We start from the raw sequence: 25,097 nt of genomic DNA on the forward strand, positions 1-25,097 counted from the left end.
AGTGACAAAACAACTGGAGAAAGAAACACACCGTACACTGCGTGTCCTGTCGAAACATGTACAGGAAGAGGATGTCCGGGCATTTGTTGAAAAGGCAGGAAAGATGACCGAGCCAGGTGACAGAAATAACATAGACGCGGTTCTGCAGGTTAGTGTATCTGCGAACAGGGAAATTTATGAAGCGATCAGGAGGTGCGATAAAATTATGTGTGACGCATTGAGAGAATTGATGAAGGAAGATTTCGAAAAGCAGGAACGTGAAACAAGGCAGGAAACGAAGCAGGAGACATTGCTTGAAACAATAAAAAATCTGATGGATACCATGAAGTGGACAGCGGAACAGGCAATGACGGCGATGAAAATCCCGGATGCTGACAGAGGAAAGTATATTGCAAAATTATAGTAAAGAAGATGATCAAACAGCAGGAAAAGTAGATGGCAGGATAAGGGGGGAGAGCAGATGCCGGACAATCTTGAGGTATTGAATATCAGTTGGCATCCGGGTTTTTATGGAGCGGCAGAGCTGGAATTTTTATCGAACAAGGGTGATCTTGAATTTCAGAGGGAGTATAATCTGAGCAAAGAGCCTGTCCGGATGGATCTGCTGATCATCAAGAAACTATCGGATGTCCGGATAGAAAACGAACTTGGGCATATATTTAAAAAGTTTAATGTAGTGGAATACAAAAATCCGGATGACGCGCTTACCATTGATGATTATTATAAAACGGTTGGCTATGCGTGCCTGTATAAAGGATTGGGAGAAAGCGTAGACCAGATCCCCGCCGATGAATTGACAATTTCAATTTTCCGGGAAAGCTGCCCGAGAGAAATGTTTAAAACAATGAAAAAAATGGGTCTGGAGATTGAGGAGCGATATCCGGGAATATACTATATAAGCGGGAAGCAGGCACTGTTTGATACACAGATTGTAGTGACAAAACAACTGGAGAAAGAAACACACCGTACACTGCGTGTCCTGTCGAAACATGTACAGGAAGAGGATGTCCGGGCATTTGTTGAAAAGGCAGGAAAGATGACCGAGCCAGGTGACAGAAATAACATAGACGCGGTTCTGCAGGTTAGTGTATCTGCGAACAGGGAAATTTATGAAGCGATCAGGAGGTGCGATAAAATTATGTGTGACGCATTGAGAGAATTGATGAAGGAAGATTTCGAAAAGCAGGAACGTGAAACAAGGCAGGAAACGAAGCAGGAGACATTGCTTGAAACAATAAAAAATCTGATGGATACCATGAAGTGGACAGCGGAACAGGCAATGACGGCGATGAAAATCCCGGATGCTGACAGGGGAAAGTATATTGCAAAATTATAGAGATTCAATTCTATGGGAGAATTGGTTAGATGGCTGATCAGTTCTCCCATTATTTTGTATTGTCGTATATATGCGCCTTCCTTACCATTAATGGAAATCAATTTCTGTATCTCAGGGAGTTCAGCCTGCTGAAACAGAAAGGCATTTATAAATGGAATGGCATCAAAATCTTCTCTGCTTAATTTCTCATTAAATGTTACAGGACACGCCCTGACCAGGTGTGTCCTGTAACTCAGTCCATTATTTTAAATTGCCTACGGTTCTTTGTTTTCGGAAGCACACGTACTACAGCGCCATGGCCGCCGCTGTTCCATCTGCAACCGCCTGCAGCGCCTGGCCTGCTTCCTTCGCATCACCCACTGTGTAAATTTCTTTCCCGCAGTCTTTGAGCGCTTCATACAGTCCGGTGTCCGGCTTGGAACCCACAGCAAATACGATCTTTGTGAACCCGGATACCTCTTTTTCCTGGCCGGCAGCTTCCAATGTCACGGTATCTCCCGATATACATTTCAGCTTCGTTTCCGTCATCATGGTCACGCCGATCTTTTTCAGCCTTCCCATGGCCGGAACCAGGTTGCCGGGCGCCATGCCTTCGCCCATAGTATTTTTCATCTCAATGACAGTAAGCGACAGATCCCCGCTCTTTACGGAATCCAGATACTCGGCCGTCTCCAGGCCCACCATGCCGCCTCCGACGATGAGCACATTGCCTTCCGGAATTGCCGTCTCGCCTTGCAGGATCTGATGCGCGGTACAGATATTTTCCCCTTCTTGCAACGACACAGGGTGGGATCCGTTGGCAAGAATTACTGCGTCAAAGCCGCTCTTTAGAATCTCCTTTGCGCTCACCGCATGCCCCCGCTCTACGTTCACATGCAGACGCAAAAGCTCCTTCTCCAGATATTGTATCCATTTCAGCAGGGACGATTTGTGCGGCGGGATCGCTGCCAGCAAAACCTGGCCTCCCAGTTTTTCTTCTTTTTCATACAGCGTCACATCCTCGCCCCTGAGAGCCGCCATCCTTGCCGCGGCCATTCCGCCGATGCCGCCGCCAATGACCGCTACTTTCTTCGGGGGTTCTGCCGGTACGACGGACAGTTTTGTCTCTTTTCCCAAAAACGGATTGATCACGCAGGAGGCCGGACGGCGCTTATTCTGCTCACCCACGCAGCCTACCAGACATCCGGCACAGGGAGCAATCTCCTCTGTACGTCCTTCCCGGATCTTGTTGACAAATTCCGGATCTGCAAGCAGCACCCTGCCCAGCACGATCCCGTCCGCCTTGTCTTCTTCCAGCAGTGACTGTGCAAGCTCCGGCGTATTGATCTTTCCGACCAGGATCACGGGAACCGTGCTGACGGATTTGATCCGGACAGCCTCCTCCACATTTGCGCCTGCTTCTTCCCCATGGGACGGCATGATCTTGTGCGGCACCTCGTACTGGGAGCCGCCCGAGATCTCAAGTGCATCGATTCCATGCTCAATCAGTACGGGTACCAGCTCCATCATATCCTCAACCGTATTTCCTCCGGGCACCTTTTCGCTCCCTGACATCCTGAGGATAATGGGAAATTCTTTTCCGCATTTTGCTTTGATCGCGTCCACGACCTCCAGCAGAAGACGGGCGCGGTTCATCAGGCTTCCCCCATATTCGTCGGTACGGGTATTTCTCAGCGGGGACAAGAACGACCCGAGCAGCATATACCCATGCGCGCAGTGCAGCTCGATCCCGTCAAAACCGGCCTGTTTTGCCTGAAAGGAAGCGTTGGCATACTGTTCGATGATGGGCGGGAGTTCTTCAACCTCCAGGGCGCGGGTATCCTGCCACATGGAATTTTTATATCCGCTGGACGACACCGGCGTAACGCCGAAAAAGGAAGAAATGCTCTCCGGCCCCGGATGCGTGATCTGGGGAATGATCTTTGCGCCGTATGCATGGATCTTATCTGTAAATGCTTTGTATCCGGCGATGCTTTCCTCATCCCGGAAGCATAACGTGTTGCCCAGGTAAGGCGTATTCGGATCTACACTCGTCGCGTCCGTGATGATACATCCGACTCCGCCTTTGGCACGGGCCAGCCAGTATGCCTGCTGTTCTTCGCCGGGAACTCCGCCCGGATTCCCGTATCCCAATGACATGGGTGCCATGAAAGTCCTGTTTTTCATGGTCATAGAGCCAATTGTAAATTCACTGAATAATTTTGCCATATGTATCTCCCTTCATTGATTGATCTCTAATACTGCATGGTAAGCGTCATGGATGGCATCCAATGCCATGCCCGGAGCCTTTTTTGCATCCCCGATGACATAAGCCGGAATGCCGAGCTTCTCGCAGGCATCCTGGAAAGCCGCTGTCTCTGCGGATTTTGTCCCCACTGCCATTACCACAATGTCCGCCTCGAAGGAAACCTCTTTTTCTCCCTGAAGGGCCACGACTCTGCCTGTCTCGACTGCTTTGCAGGTGGTATCCTTGTGGACGGTGATGGGCATCTCGGAGAGTGCAAAGTTGGCTGTAATCTGACGGAGCTGCCCCAGCTCTGTAAGCACCTCAGATTTCATCTCCAAAATGTTCACCGTGATTCCTTTGGATGCCAGATACTGGGCGCACTCAAAGCCCACCAGTCCGCCGCCGATCACGACCGCGCTCTGTCCCTGGATCTCTTTGCCGGAAAGCAGGTCATGGGATTCGATCACAGACTCGCTGTTACTCCCTGCAATGTCTGGAACAATGGGTACGGAGCCGGCAGAGATGATGACCGCATCCGGCTTCATTTCTTCAATCAGTTCCGGTCCTGCTTCCGTATTCAGATGCACCTCGATCCCCTGGTCCGCTACATTTGCCACCGCTTTTTCAGCCGCATAACTGAAATCCCTTTTTCCCGGCGCAACGCCCGCAAGGACAAACTGCCCGCCAAGGCTTCCGCTCTTTTCATAGATCACAGGCTCGTTGCCCGTCTTTTTCAGATCCAGCGCCGCTTCGATCCCGGCAATGCCGCCTCCTATGATGAGCACTTTTTTGGATGTTCTGCCTGGCTTTAAGGCCGCAGCCTTTTCTTCCAGCAGAGCCGGATTTCTCATGCAGGTAATATGCTTAACCTCCGGATTCGACAGCGAGGTAACGAAGTAATCATAACAGCCCTGGTTGCAGCCGATACAATACTTGATCTCACCTAGCCGTCCGTCCTTCGCCTTATTGCAGAAGTCCGGGTCCGCAAGCTGTGCCCGCGCCATAACGACCAGATCTGCTTTGCCGTCCTCCAGAATCTGCTCCGCAAACTCCGGTGTATTGATCCTGCCGCAGGGCATGGTGATCATGCCGGTCTCTCTGCGGATTCTGGCAGCGTCCTCCACATTGAATCCCTTCGGGATATCCACAGGCGCCACCTCGTAAACCGTGGCCGCGGACACGATATTTCCTCTGGAAATATTGAGGACGTCCACACCGGCCTCTTTGGCGTCCCGGCAAAATTCAATGACATCATCCACGGTCAGGCCGCCATCCAGCATATCGTCATGGCAGTCGATCCGCATCAGGAGCGGCATCCCCTCTGGCATTTTTTCGCGGATCGCCCGGATACATGCCAACGGGAACCGCTTTCTGTTTTCAAAGCTGCCTCCCCAGTCGTCCGTTCTGTGATTTAACCCGCCGGACAGCATGGAATGGGGCAGATAATTGTGCGCACAGTGAAATTCCAGACAGTCAAAGCCTGCTTCCACCGCTCTTGCTGCCGCTGCTTTGAAGGCGTCAATGACGGAATACAGCCTTTCCTCCGTGATGGCCGGCACCGTATATTCCGCGGACAGGGGCATATCGTTGGGCAGAAGGATCTGTACCGTCTGGTCGCTTGCAACGGCAAGACCGCCCTGCCATAATTGCAGACAGGTCTTTCCGCCTGCCTCGTGAACTGCGTCGTTGAGCCTGCGAAATCCCGGGATATACTTGTCGTCTGCGATGGACAAAAATCCTGACGGCGCGCTTGCCGCATCTACGGAGGACACCTCCACCGTATTCAGTCCGCAGCCTCCCTTTGCCCGGGCAACGTGGTACGCGATCAATTTATCCGTTACGCCTTTCCCGTCCTCGCTCTCTGAGCTTTCATGCGTTCCCATGGCGCTCATGACTACACGGTTTTTCAATTCCAGTTCCCTGAGTTTGATTGGTGAAAATAATTTTTCAAATGACATCTTCTTTCCTCCTACTTTACTTAATGAAACGCTCGGTTACTGTTCACACGGTGCCGTGCACTTGCTGCACGGCGTCCGGCCAATAAAGTAACATTTGCCATAATATCCAGCCCGTCTACACTCCGTTCCGGTCCGTCCTAAACAAGCGTCGCTGGCGCTTAGGACCGCCGAAGGCGACTTAAAATGGGCTGGATACTGTTACTGGAGCACCCAAAGGGTGTGAACAGTAACAACGCCCGCACATTTTCATCGGCGGGCCAGTCGTCGAAAGGCTGTTTTAAGCCTTTAAAAACATTCCACGAAGCATCTTGGTACAGGCATTGAACGTATCCTCATTCCATAACGACGGTTCTTCCTTCAACTTCAGGTAAATCTGGCAGGCGAAACCATAATATGCGGTTGTCAGAAGCCAGCTTGGGCTTTCTTTAAATTCTCCGTTCTCCTTGCCCTCCAGTACAATCTTTTCAATATCCGCGTAAAATTCCTTTTTACACTGCAGGGGCATGCCGCAATAAACCGGAGAGGCTGTATACAACTGTTCGATCATGGATTCCCTGGGGTGGCTCATGGAATAGCTGATGATATTGCGAAATCTCCGGCACAGCTTGTCCATGGCCGTCTTTTCCTGTTCCATCCCAAAATTGCAGGCGTCCACATCCATCTGATAACAATGCTGGTGTACCTCCTGAATCAACGCTGCTTTCGAGTCAAAGTAAAAATATAAGGTTGCCTTGGAGATGCCAGCCGCATTGGCGATATCCTGCATGGATGTCAGATCCAGCCCCCGCTCGCAAAACAGCGTGATGGAGGCCTCAATAATCTCATTTTTCCGTTCCGTATGGTTCATGCATTCCTCCTTTCTATCGACCGGTCGGTAGATTACAAATATTTTACAATGTATGACTGCAATTGTAAAGACAATTTTAATTTTTGAAGATTGAATTTTTGAAAACGAAAAGTGGTAAAATTTCATTTTCAGATACCAGATACTGCTTCTGGCAAACAGTAGGACAGTAAGAACCCCCCATACAAATTGTAATGAATACACTGCACAAATAGCCATGTGCTTGTAAATTCAGGAGGTTTATGGTAGTATGGAGATACGAAAACGAAAGGGAAAGCAGGTGGGAAGGTTGACAGTGACGGAACAGATAGACCAGAAACATCAGGAAGATTTACAGAGGCTAAGAGGCTTTCGCCTGCTTGATGATGATTTCCTCACAAAGTGTTTTGAGGGAGATACGGCAAGCATAGAACTGGTATTGCAGATTGTTCTGGAAAAACCGGATTTAAAGGTGCTGGACGTCCGCACCCAGGTATTTGTGGAGAACCTGCTGAACCGTTCAGTGAGGTTGGATATCCTGGCTACGGACAGCACAGGGGCAAAACTGAATGTAGAAGTACAGCGCTCCGACAAAGGAGCCGGGAGAAAAAGAGCAAGGTACAACAGCAGCATGATGGACGCAAACCTTTTGAAGAAAGGCGAGGACTTCGACAAGCTGCCGGAAACGTGGGTAATCTTTATCACAGAGAATGACGTAATGGGAAAAGGGCTGCCGCTCTATCCGATTGAGCGATGCTTTTTAGGAACTGGGGAAAGATTTGAGGACGGTTCGCACATACTGTATGTAAATGGCGCTTACCGTGGAGATACGCCAATCGGGAAGTTAATGCATGACTTCTCCTGTATAGATGCAGCGGATATGTACTATAGGACATTGGCGGACAGGGTGAGATTTTTTAAAGAGAGCAAGGAGGGAATCGAAATTATGTGCCGGGCTATGGAAGATATGAGGAATCAGACATTGAAAGAGGGAGCGATTAATTCCGCAAGGAGAATGTTGGCAGATGGGATATTGACACTTGAAAAAATTGCGGAATACGCAGGACTTCCACTTGACGAAGTAAAAAAACTGAATGCAGAACGGATAGTATAAACAAAACCGTAGGCCGGGAATCTAAAAACAGGTTCCCAGCCTCGGCAGACAGCTTTGCTGGCTGTATTTGCACTTCCTTTACAAAAAAATTCCGATGCTGACAGGGAAAACGGCTCTGGAATCTTAATTCCCCGTCAGCTTCCCCCGGGATTTTTTACTTCCCATCCACCAAAATCCTGACAACAAAAACACTCCCTTCCCCGGCCCTGCTTCTCACAGCAACCTCCCCCTTATGCAGTTCTAAAATCCTCTTTACAAGCGGCAGACCAAGCCCGTTTCCCTCCATATTGTGAGACGTATCTCCCTGATAAAACTTATCAAAAATATATTTCTGTATCGTTTCATCCATACCCGCCCCCTGATCCTTCACCGTGAAAACCGCATGTCCATTTTCCAAATGCAGAGCAACAGCAATACAGCCCTTTTCCGGGGAAAACTTGACCGCATTGTCCAGCAGGTTCATCCAGACCTGCTTTAAGAGCGGTTCATTTGCCCGGATCATGACCTCTTCCATATCAATATCAAAATCAATCTGCTTTTTTGACCATTTGCTTTCCAGAAGCAGGATGGCTTCCCGGATCTGTTCGCTCAAGGAAAAGTCGGTCTTGTCCGTCAGAAGGGTCAGGCTTTCCACCTTGGAAAGGTTTAACACGGTTGCGGACAGTTCGGAGAGACGCCGGGATTCCTCAATGATAATGTCCAGATATTCCCGGCTTTGGCAGGCATCCAGCTTCTGGCTCTTCAGCAGCTTGGCAAAGCCCAGGATGGAGACGATGGGCGTCTTGAACTCATGAGAAAAATTGTTGATAAAATCAGAACGGAACATCTCGATTCCGGCCAGTTCTTCTGTCATCTGGTTGAAACATTCGGAAAGCTTCTGAAATTCTTTCGGATGCTCCAGATGGATTTTTACATCATAATTCCCCGCGGATACCTCGTGTATCGCGTCAATCAGCGTATGAAGCGGACGCAGGGGAAAATGGCTTATAAAAAAGGAAATGGTCGTGCCGATGACGATACTGATGATACCGCTCTGGAACAGAAACGGCTTCAAAGGTGCGCCTGGTTCTGCGCTGATCCAGCCGTGTCTTATGGCGAAAATAATGATCGCATTGCTGGCAGACATGGTCAGAACCAGCAAGATGAAAACAAAACCTGTAGTTAACAACGTCATTTTGACGCGGACGCCTGCCTGCTCTTTCATATCAGCGCCTCCTCTGCCTGTTCTTTCATACCAGCGCCTCCTCTACCCTGCTCTTTCATACCAGATCCTCCTCTACCTGCGCCTTATAGCCCAGCCCCCGTATGGTGACAATGGAAAAATCCCTGCAGTCTTCAAAACGTTTCCTGAGACGGTTGATGTGGACGCTGACTGTCGCGTCCGTGGAATCGGAGGCCGGCCCCCAGATATCCTCCATAAGCTGCATGCGGGTAAAGATTTTGTTCGGATAGGACAGCAGCTTGTACAAAAGCTGAAATTCTTTCTGGGGGAGGAGCTGACTGCCCTCGCTGTTTTTTACAGTCATGGAATCATAGTCCAGTACGGTTGAGCCGATCGTGAGCCTGCGGTCGGAAATAATCTTCGCCCTTCTGAGCAAAGCCTTGATCCTAAGAAGCATGACCGCTTCGTTTACAGGCTTGGTCATATAATCGTCCGTCCCCGACAGAAATCCCTCCTTGATATCCTCCGGAAGCTGTTTTGCGGAGAGCATCAGGATCGGGATATCGCTGCCGCAGTCCCGCAGAAGCTTTGCAAAGGCATAGCCATCCATGCCCGGCATCATGATGTCCAGCACGATCAGGTCGATCTTTTCATTTTCCATAATCTCCAGCGCTTTCTGGGCGCAGTACGCACAGGAAACAGAGTATCCGGCCTCGGTTAAAACAGCGGCCAGATAACGGCGTATATTCTTATCATCATCTACAATTAAAATCTGCAGCATGGGAAGTCCTCCATATCATTTTGAACATTGATCATTACGGATCTATTTGCAAAAATTGTAACACAGAAAGTTAAACGGAATCTAAAGAATATGAGGATTTCACATATTTTTCATATTTAGAAGCAGAGAGTTTAAATTGAGTTTAACAAGCCCTCTTAGAATAAATACAAACAGGAAAAAGGAGAATTTCATATGGAAAATAATCAAATAGAAAATAATCAGATAGAACCCCTTTCGCTGGATATCAGGAAGACAAAGTTTACATTATTAAAGGATCAGCAATGCTCTCTGAATATGCAGATCCGCCTGGCCATGCAGCTTCATGATCTGCGGGCGCAGGCAGATCTGGAAAAAGAATTAAAAGAAGTTACGGAGCAGATCAGCCATATGGTCTGGTAATATCTAATGACTTTAAATAGTAACAATATCACGGTCTGTCGGAAAAGGATTGACAGGGAAAGAACCCCAGTGCTATTCTTTTTAATAGAACCGATATTGCCTCCAGGTTTTTGACCTGACAGGCTGGGAGAGGGAGGTGATTTGCCGTGGGCATGTATTTGAATCCGGGGAACAGCGGATTTACCAGAATCAGAAATGACATCTATGTGGATAAGAGCGGATTGATCAGCCTGATCAATGAAACGATAGAGACGCCGAGATTGCTGACCTGTGTCAGCAGACCGCGCCGGTTTGGAAAATCCTTTGCGGCTAAGATGTTATGTGCGTATTATGATAAGACCTGCGATTCCTCGGCGCTGTTTGACGACCTTGCCATTGCGCAGGACGAGAAGTTCAACAAAACATACAGGCAGCATCTGAATCAATACGACGTCATTTATCTGGATATGACAAATGTCCTGGGAAAGGCGGACTCGGACAGCATTGTGCCGTTCATCCAGAACAGTGTGACGGAGGAACTTCTGGAAGCGTATCCTGATTTAAAAGTAGGAAATGTCTTCGATGAAACACTGCTCCATACGGCGGAACTGACAGGCAATAAACTCATTATGATTATTGATGAATGGGATGCGCCGATCAGGGAGACGCCGAAGAGCCAGAAGCCGTATCTGGATTTCCTGCGTACATTATTTAAGAGCAGCGGCACAACGGACCAGATCTTCGCGGCGGCTTACATGACAGGAATCCTCCCGATAAAAAAAGACGGCTCGCAGTCAGCAATTTCAGATTTTAAAGAATTTACAGTGATCAAACCCAGAAAATTCGGCGGTTATGTGGGATTCACAGAGACAGAGGTGAAAAGGCTCTGTGAGGAATACCATTGTGATTTTGAGAAGATGAAGAGGTGGTATGACGGATATTGGTTCCGGGATACCGGTTCGATATATAATCCAAATTCTGTGATGGAGGCCATCCGCAATGATGATTTCGATTCCTACTGGACACAGACCTCAGCGGCCGGGAGTTTGATGGGATATATCAGTATGGATTTTGATGGTCTCTCTAAAACCGTAGCGGAACTGATCGGCGGCGGAGAAGTCAAGGCAGAACCAAGGGGATTTTTAAATGATCTGGTGACAATTCGAAACCGGGATGACGTGCTGACAATCCTGACCCACCTTGGGTATCTCGCCTACGATGAAAGGACAGGGAAAGTTCGTATTCCAAATGAAGAGATTCATATGGAATTTACAAGAATTGTCCGTGAAGTAAAAAGGGATGATACGATCAGGAGAGTTCGGGAAAGCGAACAGCTTATTTACGATACGGTTCATGAAAATGCGGAAGCCGTGGCAAAGCAGATTGAGAAAATTCATTCGGAAGAATCACCGCTTCACTATAATAATGAACAGGCATTGCGCAGCGTGATCAAACGGGCATATTTCAGCTTTGGGGATGAATATGTCCTGTTTGAAGAATTACCGGCAGGCGGCGGATATGCAGATGTTGTATATCTTCCGAAAAAAGATTCCATGATGCCGGCTCTGGTAGTGGAGCTGAAATGGAATAAAACTGCGGAAGGTGCGATCCGGCAGATTAAGAAGCGGCATTATCCTTCGGCAATTCAGGAGTATGGCGGGGATATATTATTGGTCGGCATCAATTACAGCAAAGAAGCACCGCCGGGGGAACGGAAACATACCTGCATCATCGAAAAATATCAGATGAAAACAGATCATGAATGAAAAGTAAACTGAGGAAACAAAAATGGCAAGTATCAGAGAAGTAGCGCAGGAAGCAGGCGTAGGGGTGGGGACGGTATCAAGGGCACTGAATGGTTCGGGGTACGTTTCACCGGAGACAAGGAAGAAGATTGAGAAGGCGGCAAAGAAGCTGAATTATACGCCTAATGAACTGGCAAGGAACCTGTATCACAATAAAACGGGGATTGTCGGCGTGATCGTGCCTGATTTGGAGCATCCGTTCTTCTCTTCGCTTGTCAAGCATATAGAGATGGAATTATATGAACAGGGATATAAGACGATGATCTGTAATACTGTGGGAATCAGCAGACGGGAGCAGGAATATCTGGATATGCTTGAGCGAAATATCGTGGACGGGATCATCACGGCATCCCACGGCCTTGAGGTAGAAGAATACCAGAAGCAGACGAAACCGATCGTATCCATTGACCGTGACCTGGGATCCCGAATCCCGTTGATCGGCTGTGACCACACGAAAGGCGGGAAGCTGGCGGCGGAACTCATGCTTGAGGCCCGCCGGAGGAAGGTGTTTCTTGTCTCAGGAATATCCCCCAACGTTATGGCAAATGACAGGTACAGGACATTCAGACAGATATTAGAAGAGAACGGGGTTGTTGCCGTGCTTCAGGAAGAGATGGGGTGGAATATATTCAGCTGGGAAGCACATTATAAGATGGCGGAGGAGATTTTTCGGCTTCATCCGGATGTTGACGGGATCTTCGGCTCAGACCTGGCCGCGCTTGCCTGTCTGAATGTGGCGCAGAGAAAAGGGATCCGGGTGCCGGAAGACCTCTCCATCATAGGTTTTGACGCCATGGCGCCTTCCGGCATGGTGTATCCGGAGCTGACAGCTATTAGGCAAAATGTAGAATTATTGGCGGAGATTTCTGTGAATGCCCTTCTGGATATGGTGGAACAGAGGAAAAATGTACCGAGCCGGTTGATTTTGGATGTAGAGATACAGCGGGGGGGAACGGTATAGAGGAAATTCTTTGGTAAAATTGCGAAAAAAATACGATGCAGATTTGTTGAAAATAGATAAGTAAAAAATAAGATAAGAGGATTTTGTACAAAATGCACAAGACAAAATCCTCTTTTTTGCTGCCATAAGAGAAAAACAGAAATACAGGATTGACAAAATATACAATCAATACTACAATTACGTGTATGGAACGGGTTCCATAAAATATAGAAAAAGTAAAGCAAGTATGCAAAAAATAGAGCAAATATAAAAGGATATAATGGAATGGAATCGGTTTCACATCAATAAGGAGGAGACAGATGAATACAGGAAAGTATACAAGGCTGGAGATATTTGCCAAGGCTTTACAGGCAGGAGGAAGCGTCCGTGTGATTTCCAATGATGGGGAATGTCAGGAAATCCCTGCGGGACAGGCCTCATATAAATGGATTCAGGTCACGGTGGAGAAGAATACGGAGTATGAGATCCTTTGTGAAGAATGCCAGGTCTCGATCTGCTATCTGAGCGGATGTGAGAATATCCTGGATGAAGGCGTCTGCTATCTGGAACAGGATGAGAACGGCAGATTTATAAGGATGCAGGAGTCGGACTGGTACGATTCCCCGATCCGGGAGGCATATCATTTTACACCCTGGAAGAACTGGATCAATGATCCCAATGGGCTGTGCTGGTTTCAGGGATATTACCACATGTTCTATCAGTTTAATCCCCATAGCCAGAAATGGTCCCATATGTACTGGGGACATGCGGCAAGCCGGGATCTGATCCACTGGACGCACCTTCCGGTTGCCTTAGAACCCCAGGAAGAGATACTGAAATATCCGGAAGAACTGGATGGAGGCGCCTTTTCCGGTTCTGCGGTAGTGATGGAAGATGAAGTGGTCTTCTATCTGACCCGGAGCAGGGAGCCGCGCGCGGAAGGCGGGCAGATCCTGCAGCAGCAGTGGAGGATGAAGAGCAGTGATATGCTGCATTTTACGAAAGAGGAGCTGGTCATCGGGGAGAGACCAGCAGGGGCATCCCCTGATTTCCGGGACCCCAAGGTGACGTGGGCGGACGGCAGATGGCAGATGGTGCTCGGCAGCGCCCTGGAGGGAAAAGCCGCAGTCCTGAAATATGAATCAGAGGATATGGAAAGCTGGGAGTATACAGGCCCGCTGCTGACCGAGGAGGAAGACGGAATCCGCTGTGTAGAATGCCCGGATTTTATGGAGCTTGACGGGAAATATCTGGTGATCGGAGCACTGATGCACCATCAGGACCCCTTCGGCAGATACCAGATGAGCAGATATCATGTGGGAGATTTTAAAGAAGGGATCTTTACAGAGGAGAGCAGAGGATGGTTTGACTTCTGCGGAAACTGCTATGCGATGCAGAGCTTCGAACATGATGGCAGAAGGATCAGTATCGGCTGGATCTCCGATTTCTACGGAGAGCATCAGGAGGAGGAAAACGGCGTCTGCGGAAGCATGACGATCCCCAGAGAAATGCACATCCGGGATCACCGTCTGTATCTGACTCCGGTAAAAGAGATAGAGGCTCTGAAGATGGGAACGCTGTACCAGGGACATGGGGAGGAGATCAGCCTGAAAGACATTACCCCCAATACCTACAAGGCAGAGCTGGAATTTGACGGAGATTGTTCATTTTCCATCTGCCTGTCTGAAAACGGCGGGGGCAAGATGCTTCTCATCTATGATGAGAAAGGGCTCCGGCTCAGGACCTATGGAGTGAAGAGCGAACATGTCACGTTTCCGGCAGATGTAGACAGGGTAGAGAAGCTGGAAATATTCGTAGACCGCCGTACTGCCGAGATCTATGTAAACGACGGTGAGGCGGCAGGAACCAAGTTGTTTTATGACACATCAGATGCCGGATGTTTCATATTACATACAGATACACCTGAATGTATCAAGAGGGCAGAGGTTTTCTGCATGAGGTCAATCTGGGCTTAAGGCCTGACTGCGGCCGATCAGTGACCGGAAGCCCATCTGGGAAAGAGAAGAAAGGAGCGAGACAGATGAGAAAAAGAGTTATTGCAGCCTTGCTCGCGGCCGTGATGGCATCAGGTGCTTTCACGGGATGCGGGAAGACAAAGGAGCGCGTAAACGAACAGGGGGAATCGGTGATCACCGTATGGAGCCCCAGCGACGAACCGGCAATCGAGGAATGGTGGATCAGCAAGATCGAGGAATTTAACCAGGCCCATGAAGGCGAGATCGAGCTGCGCCGGGAGGCGATCGTGCGGGCGGATTCATACGCCTATGAGGATAAGGTCAACGCGGCGATCACATCCAACGACCTGCCGGATATCCTGTATGTGGACGGGCCGAATGTATCGATCTACGCGGCAAATGAGGTGACTCTTCCGCTGGATGATTTCTTCCCGGAGGAGGAGTGGGCCGATTTTTTTGATTCCTCCAAGCAGCAGAATACCTATGACGGGAAGATCTACGCAGTGGGGGCCACCGAGAGCTCTGTGGCGCTGTACTACAACAAGGATCTGCTGGATGCAGCCGGTATCAGCGTGCCTGAGAGCAGGGAGGACGCATGGACCTGGTCCGAATATTATGACGCGGCGAAAAAACTGACAAAAGACGGTGTCGTGGGAACGAACATCATCATGGATAAGGGAGAAGGCCTTTCCTATGTACTGGAACAGTTCTGGATCTCTAACGGAACGGATTTTGTCAACGAGGACGGAAGCTCGGCGCAGGGGTATCTGAACAGCGCTGAGGGCGTAGAGGCGGCGAAGTTTTTGAACAGCCTGATACAGGACGGATATGCCAATATAGACCCGATCCAGAAGGAATTTCACAACGGTAAGGCAGCGACCATGCTGGGAGGTTCCTGGGAGGTGGCGACACTGGAGAAGGACTATCCGGATCTGAACTGGGGAGTAACGTATTTTCCGGTGGCGGACGGAGACGGGATTCCCACATCCCCTACCGGCGACTGGGCGGCATCGGTCACGAAGAACGTACAGGATATGGACGCGGTAAAGGAAGTGATGAGATTCTTATTTTCAGAGGAAAATGTAACCACCTACGCACAGGCAATCTCCAAGCCGCCGACAAGGGTCTCAAGTTACGATGTGCTTGAGGAATATAATGAATATCCCCGTTCCATCTTCAAGGAACAGCTTATGGAAACCGGGCATCCAAGACCGAGGACCCCTTCCTACAGTGTGCTTACGGCGGAATTTGCGGAAGCAATGCTGAATATCTTTACCGGAGTAGATCCGCAGGAGGCGCTGGACACGGCGGCAGAGGCCATGGACAAGGATTACAACAAATATTATGCAAATAATTGACGAAGAAAAGGAGGATTGGCTATGCAAAAGACAGTCAATAAGGCCAGTGAGAGAAAAGCGGCTTACATATTTATCCTTCCGGCAGTTGTCCTGCTGGCGGCGTTTTTGATCTATCCGTCTTTACAGACGGTTCGATACGCGTTCACAGATTATAACATTATGCGTCCGGACCGGATCGTTTTCTGCGGATTCAACAACTTTGCAGAGCTGTTTCAGGACAAGGATTTCTGGATTGCGGTGAAGAATACACTCTATTTTACGATTTTGGTTGTTCCTTTTCAGACGGTTCTGGCGTTAGCGCTGGCACTCCTGATCTCTTCCCGGAGGAGGGGCGTGTCCATCTTCCGCGCGGCGTATTTCAGTCCGCAGGTGACCTCCATGGTAGTCGTTGCGATCCTCTGGACCGTGATGTACAATTCCAGCCCGGACAGCGGCCTTCTGAATGCGCTGCTGGTCAATCTGGGACTGGAGCCGTGCGGATTCCTGAACGATCCGAAGACAGCGATGAACTCGATCATATTCATGTCCGCATGGCAGGGAGCCGGATATCAGATGATGATCTTCCTTGCCGGGCTCCAGGGAATCTCCGCAGAGCAGTACGAGGCGGCTTCCATAGACGGAGCCGGAAAGATCGCGAGCTTTTTCTATGTCACGCTTCCGGGACTGAAAAATGTGATCCAGTACGTCGTTATGATCACGGTCATCCAGGCAATGAAGCTGTTCACGCAGCCTTACGTTATGACCAAGGGCGGACCGCAGAATTCTACCAGGACACTGGTATATTATATCTATGAGCAGGGCTTCCAGAAGCGGAACTTCGGATATGCCTGCGCGGTGGCGGCTGTGTTCTTTGTCATCGTGATCAGCCTGTCACTTGGAATGAAGAAGATCATTAAAGCCGAATAGGCCGGAGAGGAGTGAATACTATGACGAAGAAAAAAACATTTGGAAATGCCGCATTTTATATCGGAAATACTTTAATCGCATTGATATTTGTATCACCGCTGATCTGGATGATCTCCTCCTCCCTGAAGCCGGAGGCGCAGATTTTTAAAGGGCTGAATTCTCTGTCTACATTTATTCCGACAGAAGCATCCCTGAATAATTACGTGGAAGTTTTCCAGAGGATCAATATGTGGAAATTCATCGGAAACAGCCTGTTCTATGTGCTGGTGATCATCCTGCTGGATCTGCTCGTAAATTCGATCTGCGGATACGCGCTGGCAAAATTTGAGTTCAAAGGGAAGAACCTCTTACTGACACTTGTGATCAGTCTGATGGTCTTTCCGGCGGAAGCGATCATGCTCCCCATGTACAGGGAGATGGCTGACCTGGGCTGGATCAACTCCTGGGCGTCTCTGATCGTGCCGTTTGTGGCAAAATGTTTCAGTATCTATATGTTCCGCCAGTTTTTCCTGGATATTCCGGATGAGCTCTTAGAAGCGGCATCTATCGACGGATGCGGCCCGGTCAGGACATTTTTCCAGGTGGTCATGCCGATCTCAGGAACCGTATACGCCACCATTTTTATTCTGGATTTTGTTGCTCACTGGAATGATTTCATGTGGCCTTTGCTTGTGGTTACGGGAGAAGAGAAGCGGACCATACAGCTGGCGATCCAGACCTTCTTTGGATCGAAGCCGATCAATTACGGGCCCATCATGGCATCCTTGACAATCTCCGCGATTCCGATGCTGCTGATGTTCATCTTCCTGCAGAAATATTATGTAGAAGGCATCGCATCCACGGGAATTAAGGGATAGGTAGAGTGCTCAGATAAAAAAATCGGAGGGAAAGACATGGCAGGGGGATTCTATTTTGAGAACAGATTATTTCGGATCGCAGAGAAGGCAGTGAACCTGATAAAATTGAACATCCTGTGGATTTTATTTTCCCTTCCGCTGGTGACAGGGGGCGCGGCGCTTTGCGCGCTTCACGTTACGGCGGTGAGGATCATGAAGGAGGAGGAAGGATATGTATTCCGGGACTTCCTTGCGGTATTCAGGAGTAAGCTGCGCCTGTCCTTAAAGCTCTGGATCCCGCTTCTGGCTGCGGCATCGGTACTTTGGCTGGACGATATGTTCTGGAGAAATGTGGAAGGAAACTTTGCCGACGGCATGAGAGTGCTGGTCTGTGTCCTGTCAGGATTATGGATTGTATTGGTGGTCTATCTGTTTCCACTTGCCGCGAGGATGGAGACAACGGCAAGATTGGCATACCGCAATGGAATCCTGCTGCTGTTCAAGTATCTGCCTCAGTCCATCTACCTTTTGTTCATAACCGGACTCTTCCTGGCAGCAGGGCTTCTGTGGACGCCGGTATTCTGTGTGGGTGTGCTGTCCGGAGGTTCATTGCTGGCCGCGGTCCACGGGAAGTTGCTGATGTGGATCTTTGAGAAAGAAAGGTTGATAGAGCCTGTATCCGGCCAGACCTGTGTCAACTAAATATGAAGATAAAAAAGAAGTGCAATAATCACATGCCGAATATTGCACTTCTTTTTTTTCATGCATTCAAATATGAAAATTATTGCTAAGAAATTATTGTCTGATGAAAAGCAAAAAGTTGAAAGAGGACTTATCATAAAATTATGTTAAAATAATTAGATACCCATGCACAACGTTGCCGGAGGAAAGAGAGAAAAACCGTACTGTTCGGTTAGATCTGCAGGTTTACCGCGCGATTCATACGAAAAACCAGAGAAAGGACGTAAAAGATGAGACAGGAGAACATACAGGACTGCAGCATGGAATTGCTGTATCTGTCAGATGAGGATATACATTTCCACCAGGACATAGAGATTCTGTATATTGTTGAGGGGGAAACGGCTGTAAAGGAAGGGGAGACTTATCGGCTGGGAAAGGATGACATCGCGGTGATAAATTCGAACCAGCCGCATGCGTACAGCAGCGCCCGCAATACGATTGCATTTCGGATATTGATACCGTATCGGACATTCCGAAAATTGATCCGGGAGGAGTATTTTATTTTCTGCTGCAATTCCGTATTATATACATCCCGCGACGACAGGGATCTGCGGATCTTGATCGAAACGCTGCTGCTTCGATATTTGAATATGGAATATGCGGATCTGAGCGAGATCGCAAGCCTTCTTTTTCAGATCATACACAAGCTGACCGCAGACTACAGGATGGACAAGGACAGCCTGAAAATCTATTTGAAGGAGCGCATGAGTGAAAAGATTGACCGGATTCTGAATTATATCAATCATTACTACTGCGAACCATTGAGCCTGACGGATGTGGCAGCGCATTTTCAGGTGTCGGAGACCTATCTTTCCCGTTATTTTAAGAAGAAAACGGGACAGAATTTTATCAATTACCTGAATGAAGTCAGAATTGAGAACGCGGCGCTGGAGCTTCGGGGAACGGACGCATCCATTACCAACATCGCCATGGACAGCGGATTCTCGACCCCTTCCGTATTGAACCGATATTTTAAGAAAAAATATGGAATCACCCCTTCCGAATACAGAAAACAGATAGAGGAATCTGTGAAAAATGTCGCAATGAAAATCGAAAAGGTAGAAGAAGTACGAAAAAGCTTATATGACCGGATTGAAAAAAGAATACAGGATTCCGAGGTCAAAGAGGTTACGATCAATGTCCGGCGGGGATATATACCGTGGATGAATCCCAATAAGATCATCGATATCGGAGAAGCCTCTGTGGTATGCGAGGCGGCGATACAGGAGCATATCTTGTTTCTCAAAGAGGTCTTAAGCATCCGGTATATCCGGATCTGGAATCTGTTTTCGGAAAAATTTATGATTTCCACGGACTTTTCAGGGAGGAATTTTAACTTTGAATCGCTGGACCGGATTTTTGACTTTTTTGTACAGAATAAAATTCCGCTTTTCCTGGATCTTGGAAAACGCAACCGAGTGATTATGGCCGGGCATGACAACGAGCTCTATTCGGTGAACATGCAGTATAATCTAAAGACGATTGAGGAATGGAAAAATCTTCTGGAGCATTTGATGAAGCATCTGGTCCGCAGATATGATAAGCATGTGCTCAGCCAGTGGATTTTTGAATTTCCCTGGAACAAGGAGCCTTATTACAGCCAGGACTACAGATATCTGGACGCCTATGAGGCGGGGTGGAGGATTGTAAAGTCGAATCTGGGCAGCAGCAAGATTGCCGGGATTGATCCCCATGGAGGGATTGATGAAGAACAGTTTCGGGAGACGGTTCATGAGCTCTCGGCAAGGGGCATATTTCCGGAAATATTTACCATAAAAATTTTTGTGGATTCCACCCACCAGATGATGGGAGAACGGACATTTCAGTCGGGCAGCGACTATCTGTACGCAAGGCAGTTTATAGAAAAAATCCGGGGGATACTGGAAGAGGAAGGGCAGACTTATCAAATGTGCATATCAGAGTGGTCGAACAGCCTGTCCAACCGGAATATTGTGCAGGATAGCTGCGCAAGAGGGACATACATCATCAAATTTATTCTGAGCATCTGGAAAACGGCGGATATGATCGGATTCTGGCATGGTTCCGACGCGGTGGATATTTTTTACGATTCCCGAAAGCTGATATACGGCGGAGGGGGACTTTTGACGAAGGACGGGATCAAAAAGCCTTCATTTTATGCGTTCGAGTTTTTAAACAAGCTGGGGGGACATGTTTTGAAGATCGGCAATAATTATATCGTGACGAGGGATTCCACACAGAGGATCGTCTGCCTGTGCTTCAACCATCGGGAATACAGCTACTATTATTATATGAAGAAAGAGAATGAACATTTTAACCTGTCGAAGATCTTCCAGAGCGAAGAAAAAGAGCGGGTCGAGTTTACCGTTGAGGAATTGGATGATAACAAAGAGTACATGATTAAGGAAGAGGTGATCAACAGCAGTAGCGGGAGCATACAGAACGAGTGGCAGCTCCTCAGCAACCAGGAGGAGCTGGGGAAGGAAGAGATCCAATATCTGAAAAATATCTGCATCCCCAAAATCTATATCCGGCACGTAAGGAGCGAGGACCGGAAGATCTGCTTCCAGGTTGAGATGGAACCCCATGAAATGAGAATGATCTACATCAGTGAATATTAACAATCTATAAAAATCAGGTTAAAAAAATGAGAGCCGTTTTTTTAACCTGATTTTTTTGTCGGGAAAAAAATGTCAAAAAATAGAGAGAAATCTGGCTTTCACGCGGAAAGCAGATCCGTGTTTTCTGATTTATACTTACCATATCAAAAAACAAAAGGAAAGGAAGTGGAACAATGGAAAGACTTTCGAAGAAAAGTATTTTCAGCTATGGGCTGGGGGATCTGGCCAGCCAGTTGGTCTGGAGCTTTGTCGGGACTTACCTTACAGTGTACTACATGGATGTGGTGGGACTTGCGCCTCTGGCCGTTTCAACAATTTTGATGGCCGCAAAGATCTGGGATGCGGTCAATGATCCGATGATGGGAGGAATCGCGGAAAGAACCCATACAAAATGGGGGCGTTTCAGGCCGTATATTCTTTTCGGCGCTCCGTTCCTCGGACTGTTCAGTGTTTTAACATTTACAGCGCCTTTCGGAAACGGGACAGCCGGCATTGTGTGGGCGGCATTTACCTACATCGGAGCCGGAATGCTGTATACACTGGTCAACATTCCTTACGGAGCCATGGCGGGAGTTATGACTACACAGGACCGCGACCGCAACAAGTTAAATTCCATCAGGGGAATCGGAATGCAGGTTGGTATGATGACGATCAACTTTGCGTCCTCCATCATCCTGGTGAAGATCTCGGGAAGTTCGGAAACGATTTCCGGAAAGAGCTATACGATTGCGGCAATTCTTTTTGCGCTGATCTCTCTGCCGATGTTCTTTATCGTATTTAAGAACTCAAAAGAAGTGATCATGCCGAAAACAAGCGCGGAAAAGGTTTCCATCGTCAAGAACCTGGGCCTTATCTTTTCAAATAAATATCTGATGATTATCGTGCTGACCATGCTCTTCCAGATGACAGGAAATATGGGCCGTATCGGAATCATGGCATTTTATGTAAGAGACTGTCTCGGAAACTTCACGCTGATGGCGCTGCTCATGACGCTGCCCTCCATCGGAAGCATCATCGGAAATGCAATTGCGCCGTTTTTGATCCGTCACTTCGGCGCCCACGGAAAGAGGAACGTACTGGTTGCCAGCCTGGTTGGAAAAGGAATCGGCCTGCTGATCATCTTTATGACGCCTTTTGAAAATATCGGCATGGTGATCTTCGGACACGTATTATTTACGATTCCCGGATTCGGCTTCCCGTCCACATTGTCCATGGTTGCGGATTCCATTGACTATCAGGACTTAAAGACAGGCGTCCGCTCAGACGGCGTAGCGTATGCATTTTACGGACTTGCGACCAAGGTGGGAAATGCCTTCGGCGGATCCATCGGAGTCATGCTCATGGCGGCGTTTGGCTATGCTGCGGGAGCGGATATTACGGCTTCGGCACAGCACGGAATCAACATGGCGGCCAATCTGGTTCCCGGAATCTTCTTCATCATCGCAGGTCTGCTTCCGCTGATCTTCTGGAAGATGACGGACAAAGAAGCAGATGAGATCAGAGAAAAAATTACGGCCCGCAATATGGCAGAATAGGAATGGCAGTTCATACGCTGAGAAAATTGATTCATCGTATGCAAATCATAGGAAAAAATAGAAATAAAAAAGGAGAGGAAAAAATGAAAAACGGAAAATTGCAGGTAGCAGTAGTGGGATGCGGAGGAATCGCAAATCAGAAACATTTTCCGGCGCTGACGAATCAGGCGGACAAGTGCGAGATCACGGCATTCTGCGATATCATCGAGGAGCGCGCCCGGAAAGCTGCGGAAAAATACGGAGCGGAGGGAGCAAAGGTTTACACCGATTATCAGGAATTACTGAAGGATGAGTCAATCGACGTTGTACATGTATGTACGCCCAACGTGGCGCACTGCCCGATCACGGTGGCGGCTTTTGAAGCGGGAAAGCATGTGATGTGTGAAAAGCCGATGGCGGCGACCACCGAGGACGCGCAGAAGATGATGGACGCATGGAAGAAGTCCGGAAAGAAGTTCACCATCGGATACCAGAACCGGTTCCGTACGGACGCGCAGGCGTTAAAACGGATCTGCGAGGAAGGAAAGCTGGGAGATATTTATTTCGCAAAGGCCCACGCAGTGAGAAGAAGGGCAGTTCCCACCTGGGGAGTATTTCCGGATAAGTCCAAGCAGGGCGGCGGGCCGCTGATTGATATCGGAACACATGCGCTGGATATCACATTGTGGTGTATGGACAACTACAGCCCCAAAACAGTGACCGGGTCTGTATTTGAAAAATTGGGACACCTTCCGGAAGCCACCGAGGGAAATATGTTCGGGCCATGGGATACAAAAACCTATGAGGTGGAGGATTCTGCGTTCGGATATGTGAAAATGGAAAACGGCGCAACCATCTTCCTGGAGTCTGCCTGGGCATTGAACGTGAAGGATTCCCGAGAAGCAGCCACAACGCTGTGCGGAACAAAGGCCGGCGCGGAGATGGTCGGAGGCATGAGCGGCAAGGCGTATGACCTGGTGATCAACGAAACCACAGGCGGAATCCTGACCGAGGAGCATATCTCGGATACCGGCGCAATTGCGTTTTTCGAAGGAAAGGGCGGCGGCTCACCGGCGGACAAAGAGTGTAAGCAGTGGCTGGAAGCGATCATCGAAGACAAAGAACCCCTCGTAAAACCGGAGCAGGCATTTGTAGTGACCCAGATTCTGGATACGATCTACAAGGCAGCGGCAGAGGGACATGAGATTGCATTGTAAGCAGAAGCAGCATAACAGCGGATTGTCCGCAGATCAGAAGGGGCTGCGGTCTGCCGCTGGAATAGTTCATGAAGATAGGAGATGGTTAAATGTATCAGTATGATAAAAAAGGACCAAAAAGAGGGATTGCATTATACAGTTATTCGGCCGAATTTGGAATCAGCAAAAATCTGGAGGACTGTCTGGAGGACATGTACGACATGGGCGCCCACGGTCTGGAAATCCTGGCAAATACACACATTGAGGGATACCCGTATCCGTCGGATGAATGGGTAGAGGAATGGTTCCGGCTGCTGGACAAATATGAGATCGTGCCGGTAGAGTATGGAAACTGGATCGACTCCCACGTGCTGGGCGACCGGGATCTGACGACAGAGGAATCCTGTAAAATGCTGGAGCGGGATCTGCGTTTGGCCCACAGGCTTGGCTTTACGGTCATGAGGGCAAAGATGCCGGTCATCTCAGGCGACCTCTCACCGGTGAAAAACTGGCGTGAGATCATTCAGATGGCGCTCCCGACAGCGGAGGAATGCAACATAAAAATGTGCCCGGAGATCCACGCTCCGACCAATCTGAGCAATAAGCTGGTCCATGATTATGTGGAATTTATAGAGAAAACCGGAACAAAGTATTTTGGGCTCAATATCGACTTCGGCGTATTCCGAAATGTTTACCAGGAAGGGGAGCGCAGACAGCCGGGCTTTGTGGCCAGCAAACCGGAAGAGATCATTCCGCTGCTTCCTTACATTTACTGCTGTCACGCAAAATTCAACAATATGAGCGATGACTTTGAAGAGACCACCATTCCCTACAGAGAAGTAATCGAGATCATGAAGCAGCAGGGATGGGACGGCTATTTGCTGAGTGAGTATGAAGGACGCGACAAATATGATCCGGGATATGAGGTAGGCCAGACACTGAGAAAACATCATATTCTGCTGAAGGATTGTCTGGGAGATTAGGAGGTGAAGCTATGCTTGAAAAAGAAGTAATTCAGTCGGTTGGTTTTAGAAATGTAAAAGAGGACGGAGCGGTTACGGGATTCCAGTTTAAGGTCAGGCTTCCCTATTACAGAGGGATTTTCCTAAGCCAGTTACGGCCCGGAACGCTCTTTGTAGACGGAGAGCGGTTTGAAAGAGAAGAGATCGTTTGGCATATCCATGGAAAGGATTTTTCCTTTGAGGAAATGAAGTCCGACATGGAGACGCACTGGGCGGTGACGGAGCCGGCGGTGATCAAAGTGAAAAAGGCGGGAGGACTCGGACAGGGCTACCATGACCTGAAGTTCGGATTCTGCTTTACCTCATCCTATATGCCGCCGATCATGCAGGACGCGCTGGACCCGGATGAAGAGAGCAAGATATATATGCCGGAATTTGGGCATCATGTAAATGAGAGAAGACTGCTGATCGTATAGGAGACTTA

General features: G+C 48.6%; 21 protein-coding genes. 16 read left to right on the forward strand and 5 right to left on the reverse strand.

All coding sequences use genetic code 11. From position 1 onward, the window contains the following. Nucleotide 1 precedes the first annotated feature (1 nt). Together ACTOY7_RS12580 and ACTOY7_RS12585 are read left to right on the forward strand one after the other, a co-directional pair. Complete coding sequence (locus ACTOY7_RS12580) at nt 2-403, forward strand: hypothetical protein (RefSeq protein WP_482672676.1); 402 nt, start codon at nt 2-4, stop codon at nt 401-403. Between the two features lie 57 nt (nt 404-460). Further along, nucleotides 461-1,336, forward strand: a complete 876-nt coding sequence (locus ACTOY7_RS12585) for a hypothetical protein (protein WP_482672677.1) — start codon at nt 461-463, stop codon at nt 1,334-1,336. Between the two features lie 285 nt (nt 1,337-1,621). On the opposite strand, the gene ACTOY7_RS12590 is transcribed toward ACTOY7_RS12585, so the two are convergent. The 3 genes from ACTOY7_RS12590 to ACTOY7_RS12600 form a co-directional block, all read right to left on the reverse strand. After that, nucleotides 1,622-3,544, reverse strand: coding sequence for an oxidoreductase (locus ACTOY7_RS12590; RefSeq protein WP_482671899.1), 1,923 nt, complete (start codon nt 3,542-3,544; stop codon nt 1,622-1,624). 12 nt (nt 3,545-3,556) lie between these two features. Further along, a complete protein-coding gene (baiCD, locus tag ACTOY7_RS12595) occupies nt 3,557-5,521 on the reverse strand; it encodes a bile acid Fe-S flavoenzyme BaiCD (protein ID WP_482671898.1) in 1,965 nt (654 codons plus the stop codon). 277 nt (nt 5,522-5,798) lie between these two features. Next, a complete protein-coding gene (locus tag ACTOY7_RS12600; RefSeq protein WP_160284655.1) occupies nt 5,799-6,368 on the reverse strand; it encodes a TetR/AcrR family transcriptional regulator in 570 nt (189 codons plus the stop codon). A 247-nt stretch (nt 6,369-6,615) separates the two neighbouring features. On the opposite strand from ACTOY7_RS12600, the gene ACTOY7_RS12605 reads away from it, so the two are divergent. Further along, on the forward strand, nt 6,616-7,458 hold the full coding sequence (locus tag ACTOY7_RS12605) for a PD-(D/E)XK nuclease family transposase (RefSeq protein WP_482672678.1): 843 nt from the start codon (nt 6,616-6,618) through the stop codon (nt 7,456-7,458). 154 nt (nt 7,459-7,612) lie between these two features. Here the strand turns inward: ACTOY7_RS12605 and ACTOY7_RS12610 are convergent, their stop codons facing one another. Together ACTOY7_RS12610 and ACTOY7_RS12615 are read right to left on the reverse strand one after the other, a co-directional pair. Next, nucleotides 7,613-8,662, reverse strand: coding sequence for a HAMP domain-containing sensor histidine kinase (locus ACTOY7_RS12610; RefSeq protein ID WP_482670756.1), 1,050 nt, complete (start codon nt 8,660-8,662; stop codon nt 7,613-7,615). A 55-nt stretch (nt 8,663-8,717) separates the two neighbouring features. Next, entirely contained in the window at nt 8,718-9,401 is a 684-nt protein-coding gene (locus ACTOY7_RS12615) for a response regulator transcription factor (RefSeq protein ID WP_004071573.1), read from the reverse strand. A gap of 192 nt (nt 9,402-9,593) precedes the next feature. On the opposite strand from ACTOY7_RS12615, the gene ACTOY7_RS12620 reads away from it, so the two are divergent. From ACTOY7_RS12620 to ACTOY7_RS12680, 13 genes are all read left to right on the forward strand, one after another. Then, nucleotides 9,594-9,800 carry a hypothetical protein gene (locus tag ACTOY7_RS12620; protein WP_004071571.1) on the forward strand — a complete coding sequence of 69 codons (207 nt, stop codon included), beginning with the start codon at nt 9,594-9,596 and terminating at the stop codon, nt 9,798-9,800. Between the two features lie 152 nt (nt 9,801-9,952). Further along, the gene (locus tag ACTOY7_RS12625; RefSeq protein ID WP_300885928.1) at nt 9,953-11,545 is read left to right on the forward strand and encodes an AAA family ATPase; all 1,593 of its coding nucleotides are present in this window, start codon (nt 9,953-9,955) and stop codon (nt 11,543-11,545) included. 22 nt (nt 11,546-11,567) lie between these two features. Further along, entirely contained in the window at nt 11,568-12,545 is a 978-nt protein-coding gene (locus tag ACTOY7_RS12630) for a LacI family DNA-binding transcriptional regulator (protein WP_004071568.1), read from the forward strand. A gap of 299 nt (nt 12,546-12,844) precedes the next feature. Beyond that, complete coding sequence (locus ACTOY7_RS12635) at nt 12,845-14,500, forward strand: GH32 C-terminal domain-containing protein (protein ID WP_482670757.1); 1,656 nt, start codon at nt 12,845-12,847, stop codon at nt 14,498-14,500. A gap of 65 nt (nt 14,501-14,565) precedes the next feature. Then, nucleotides 14,566-15,858 carry an ABC transporter substrate-binding protein gene (locus ACTOY7_RS12640; protein ID WP_482670758.1) on the forward strand — a complete coding sequence of 431 codons (1,293 nt, stop codon included), beginning with the start codon at nt 14,566-14,568 and terminating at the stop codon, nt 15,856-15,858. Nucleotides 15,859-15,879: 21 nt separating this feature from the next. After that, the gene (locus ACTOY7_RS12645; RefSeq protein WP_300885922.1) at nt 15,880-16,764 is read left to right on the forward strand and encodes a carbohydrate ABC transporter permease; all 885 of its coding nucleotides are present in this window, start codon (nt 15,880-15,882) and stop codon (nt 16,762-16,764) included. Between the two features lie 20 nt (nt 16,765-16,784). Continuing rightward, complete coding sequence (locus ACTOY7_RS12650; protein WP_016297946.1) at nt 16,785-17,621, forward strand: carbohydrate ABC transporter permease; 837 nt, start codon at nt 16,785-16,787, stop codon at nt 17,619-17,621. 36 nt (nt 17,622-17,657) lie between these two features. Continuing rightward, complete coding sequence (locus tag ACTOY7_RS12655; RefSeq protein ID WP_300826565.1) at nt 17,658-18,302, forward strand: YesL family protein; 645 nt, start codon at nt 17,658-17,660, stop codon at nt 18,300-18,302. A 269-nt stretch (nt 18,303-18,571) separates the two neighbouring features. Continuing rightward, entirely contained in the window at nt 18,572-20,941 is a 2,370-nt protein-coding gene (locus tag ACTOY7_RS12660) for a GH39 family glycosyl hydrolase (RefSeq protein WP_482670759.1), read from the forward strand. Nucleotides 20,942-21,114: 173 nt separating this feature from the next. Beyond that, a complete protein-coding gene (locus ACTOY7_RS12665; RefSeq protein ID WP_482670760.1) occupies nt 21,115-22,476 on the forward strand; it encodes an MFS transporter in 1,362 nt (453 codons plus the stop codon). 83 nt (nt 22,477-22,559) lie between these two features. Beyond that, nucleotides 22,560-23,672 (forward strand): Gfo/Idh/MocA family protein, encoded by a 1,113-nt coding sequence (locus tag ACTOY7_RS12670; protein WP_482670761.1) that lies wholly within the window; start codon nt 22,560-22,562, stop codon nt 23,670-23,672. A gap of 89 nt (nt 23,673-23,761) precedes the next feature. Continuing rightward, on the forward strand, nt 23,762-24,634 hold the full coding sequence (locus tag ACTOY7_RS12675) for a sugar phosphate isomerase/epimerase family protein (protein ID WP_482670762.1): 873 nt from the start codon (nt 23,762-23,764) through the stop codon (nt 24,632-24,634). Nucleotides 24,635-24,645: 11 nt separating this feature from the next. Further along, on the forward strand, nt 24,646-25,089 hold the full coding sequence (locus ACTOY7_RS12680; RefSeq protein WP_482670763.1) for a C-glycoside deglycosidase beta subunit domain-containing protein: 444 nt from the start codon (nt 24,646-24,648) through the stop codon (nt 25,087-25,089). Nucleotides 25,090-25,097: the final 8 nt, after the last annotated feature.

The sequence above is a fragment of the Schaedlerella sp. genome, assembly GCF_056796775.1.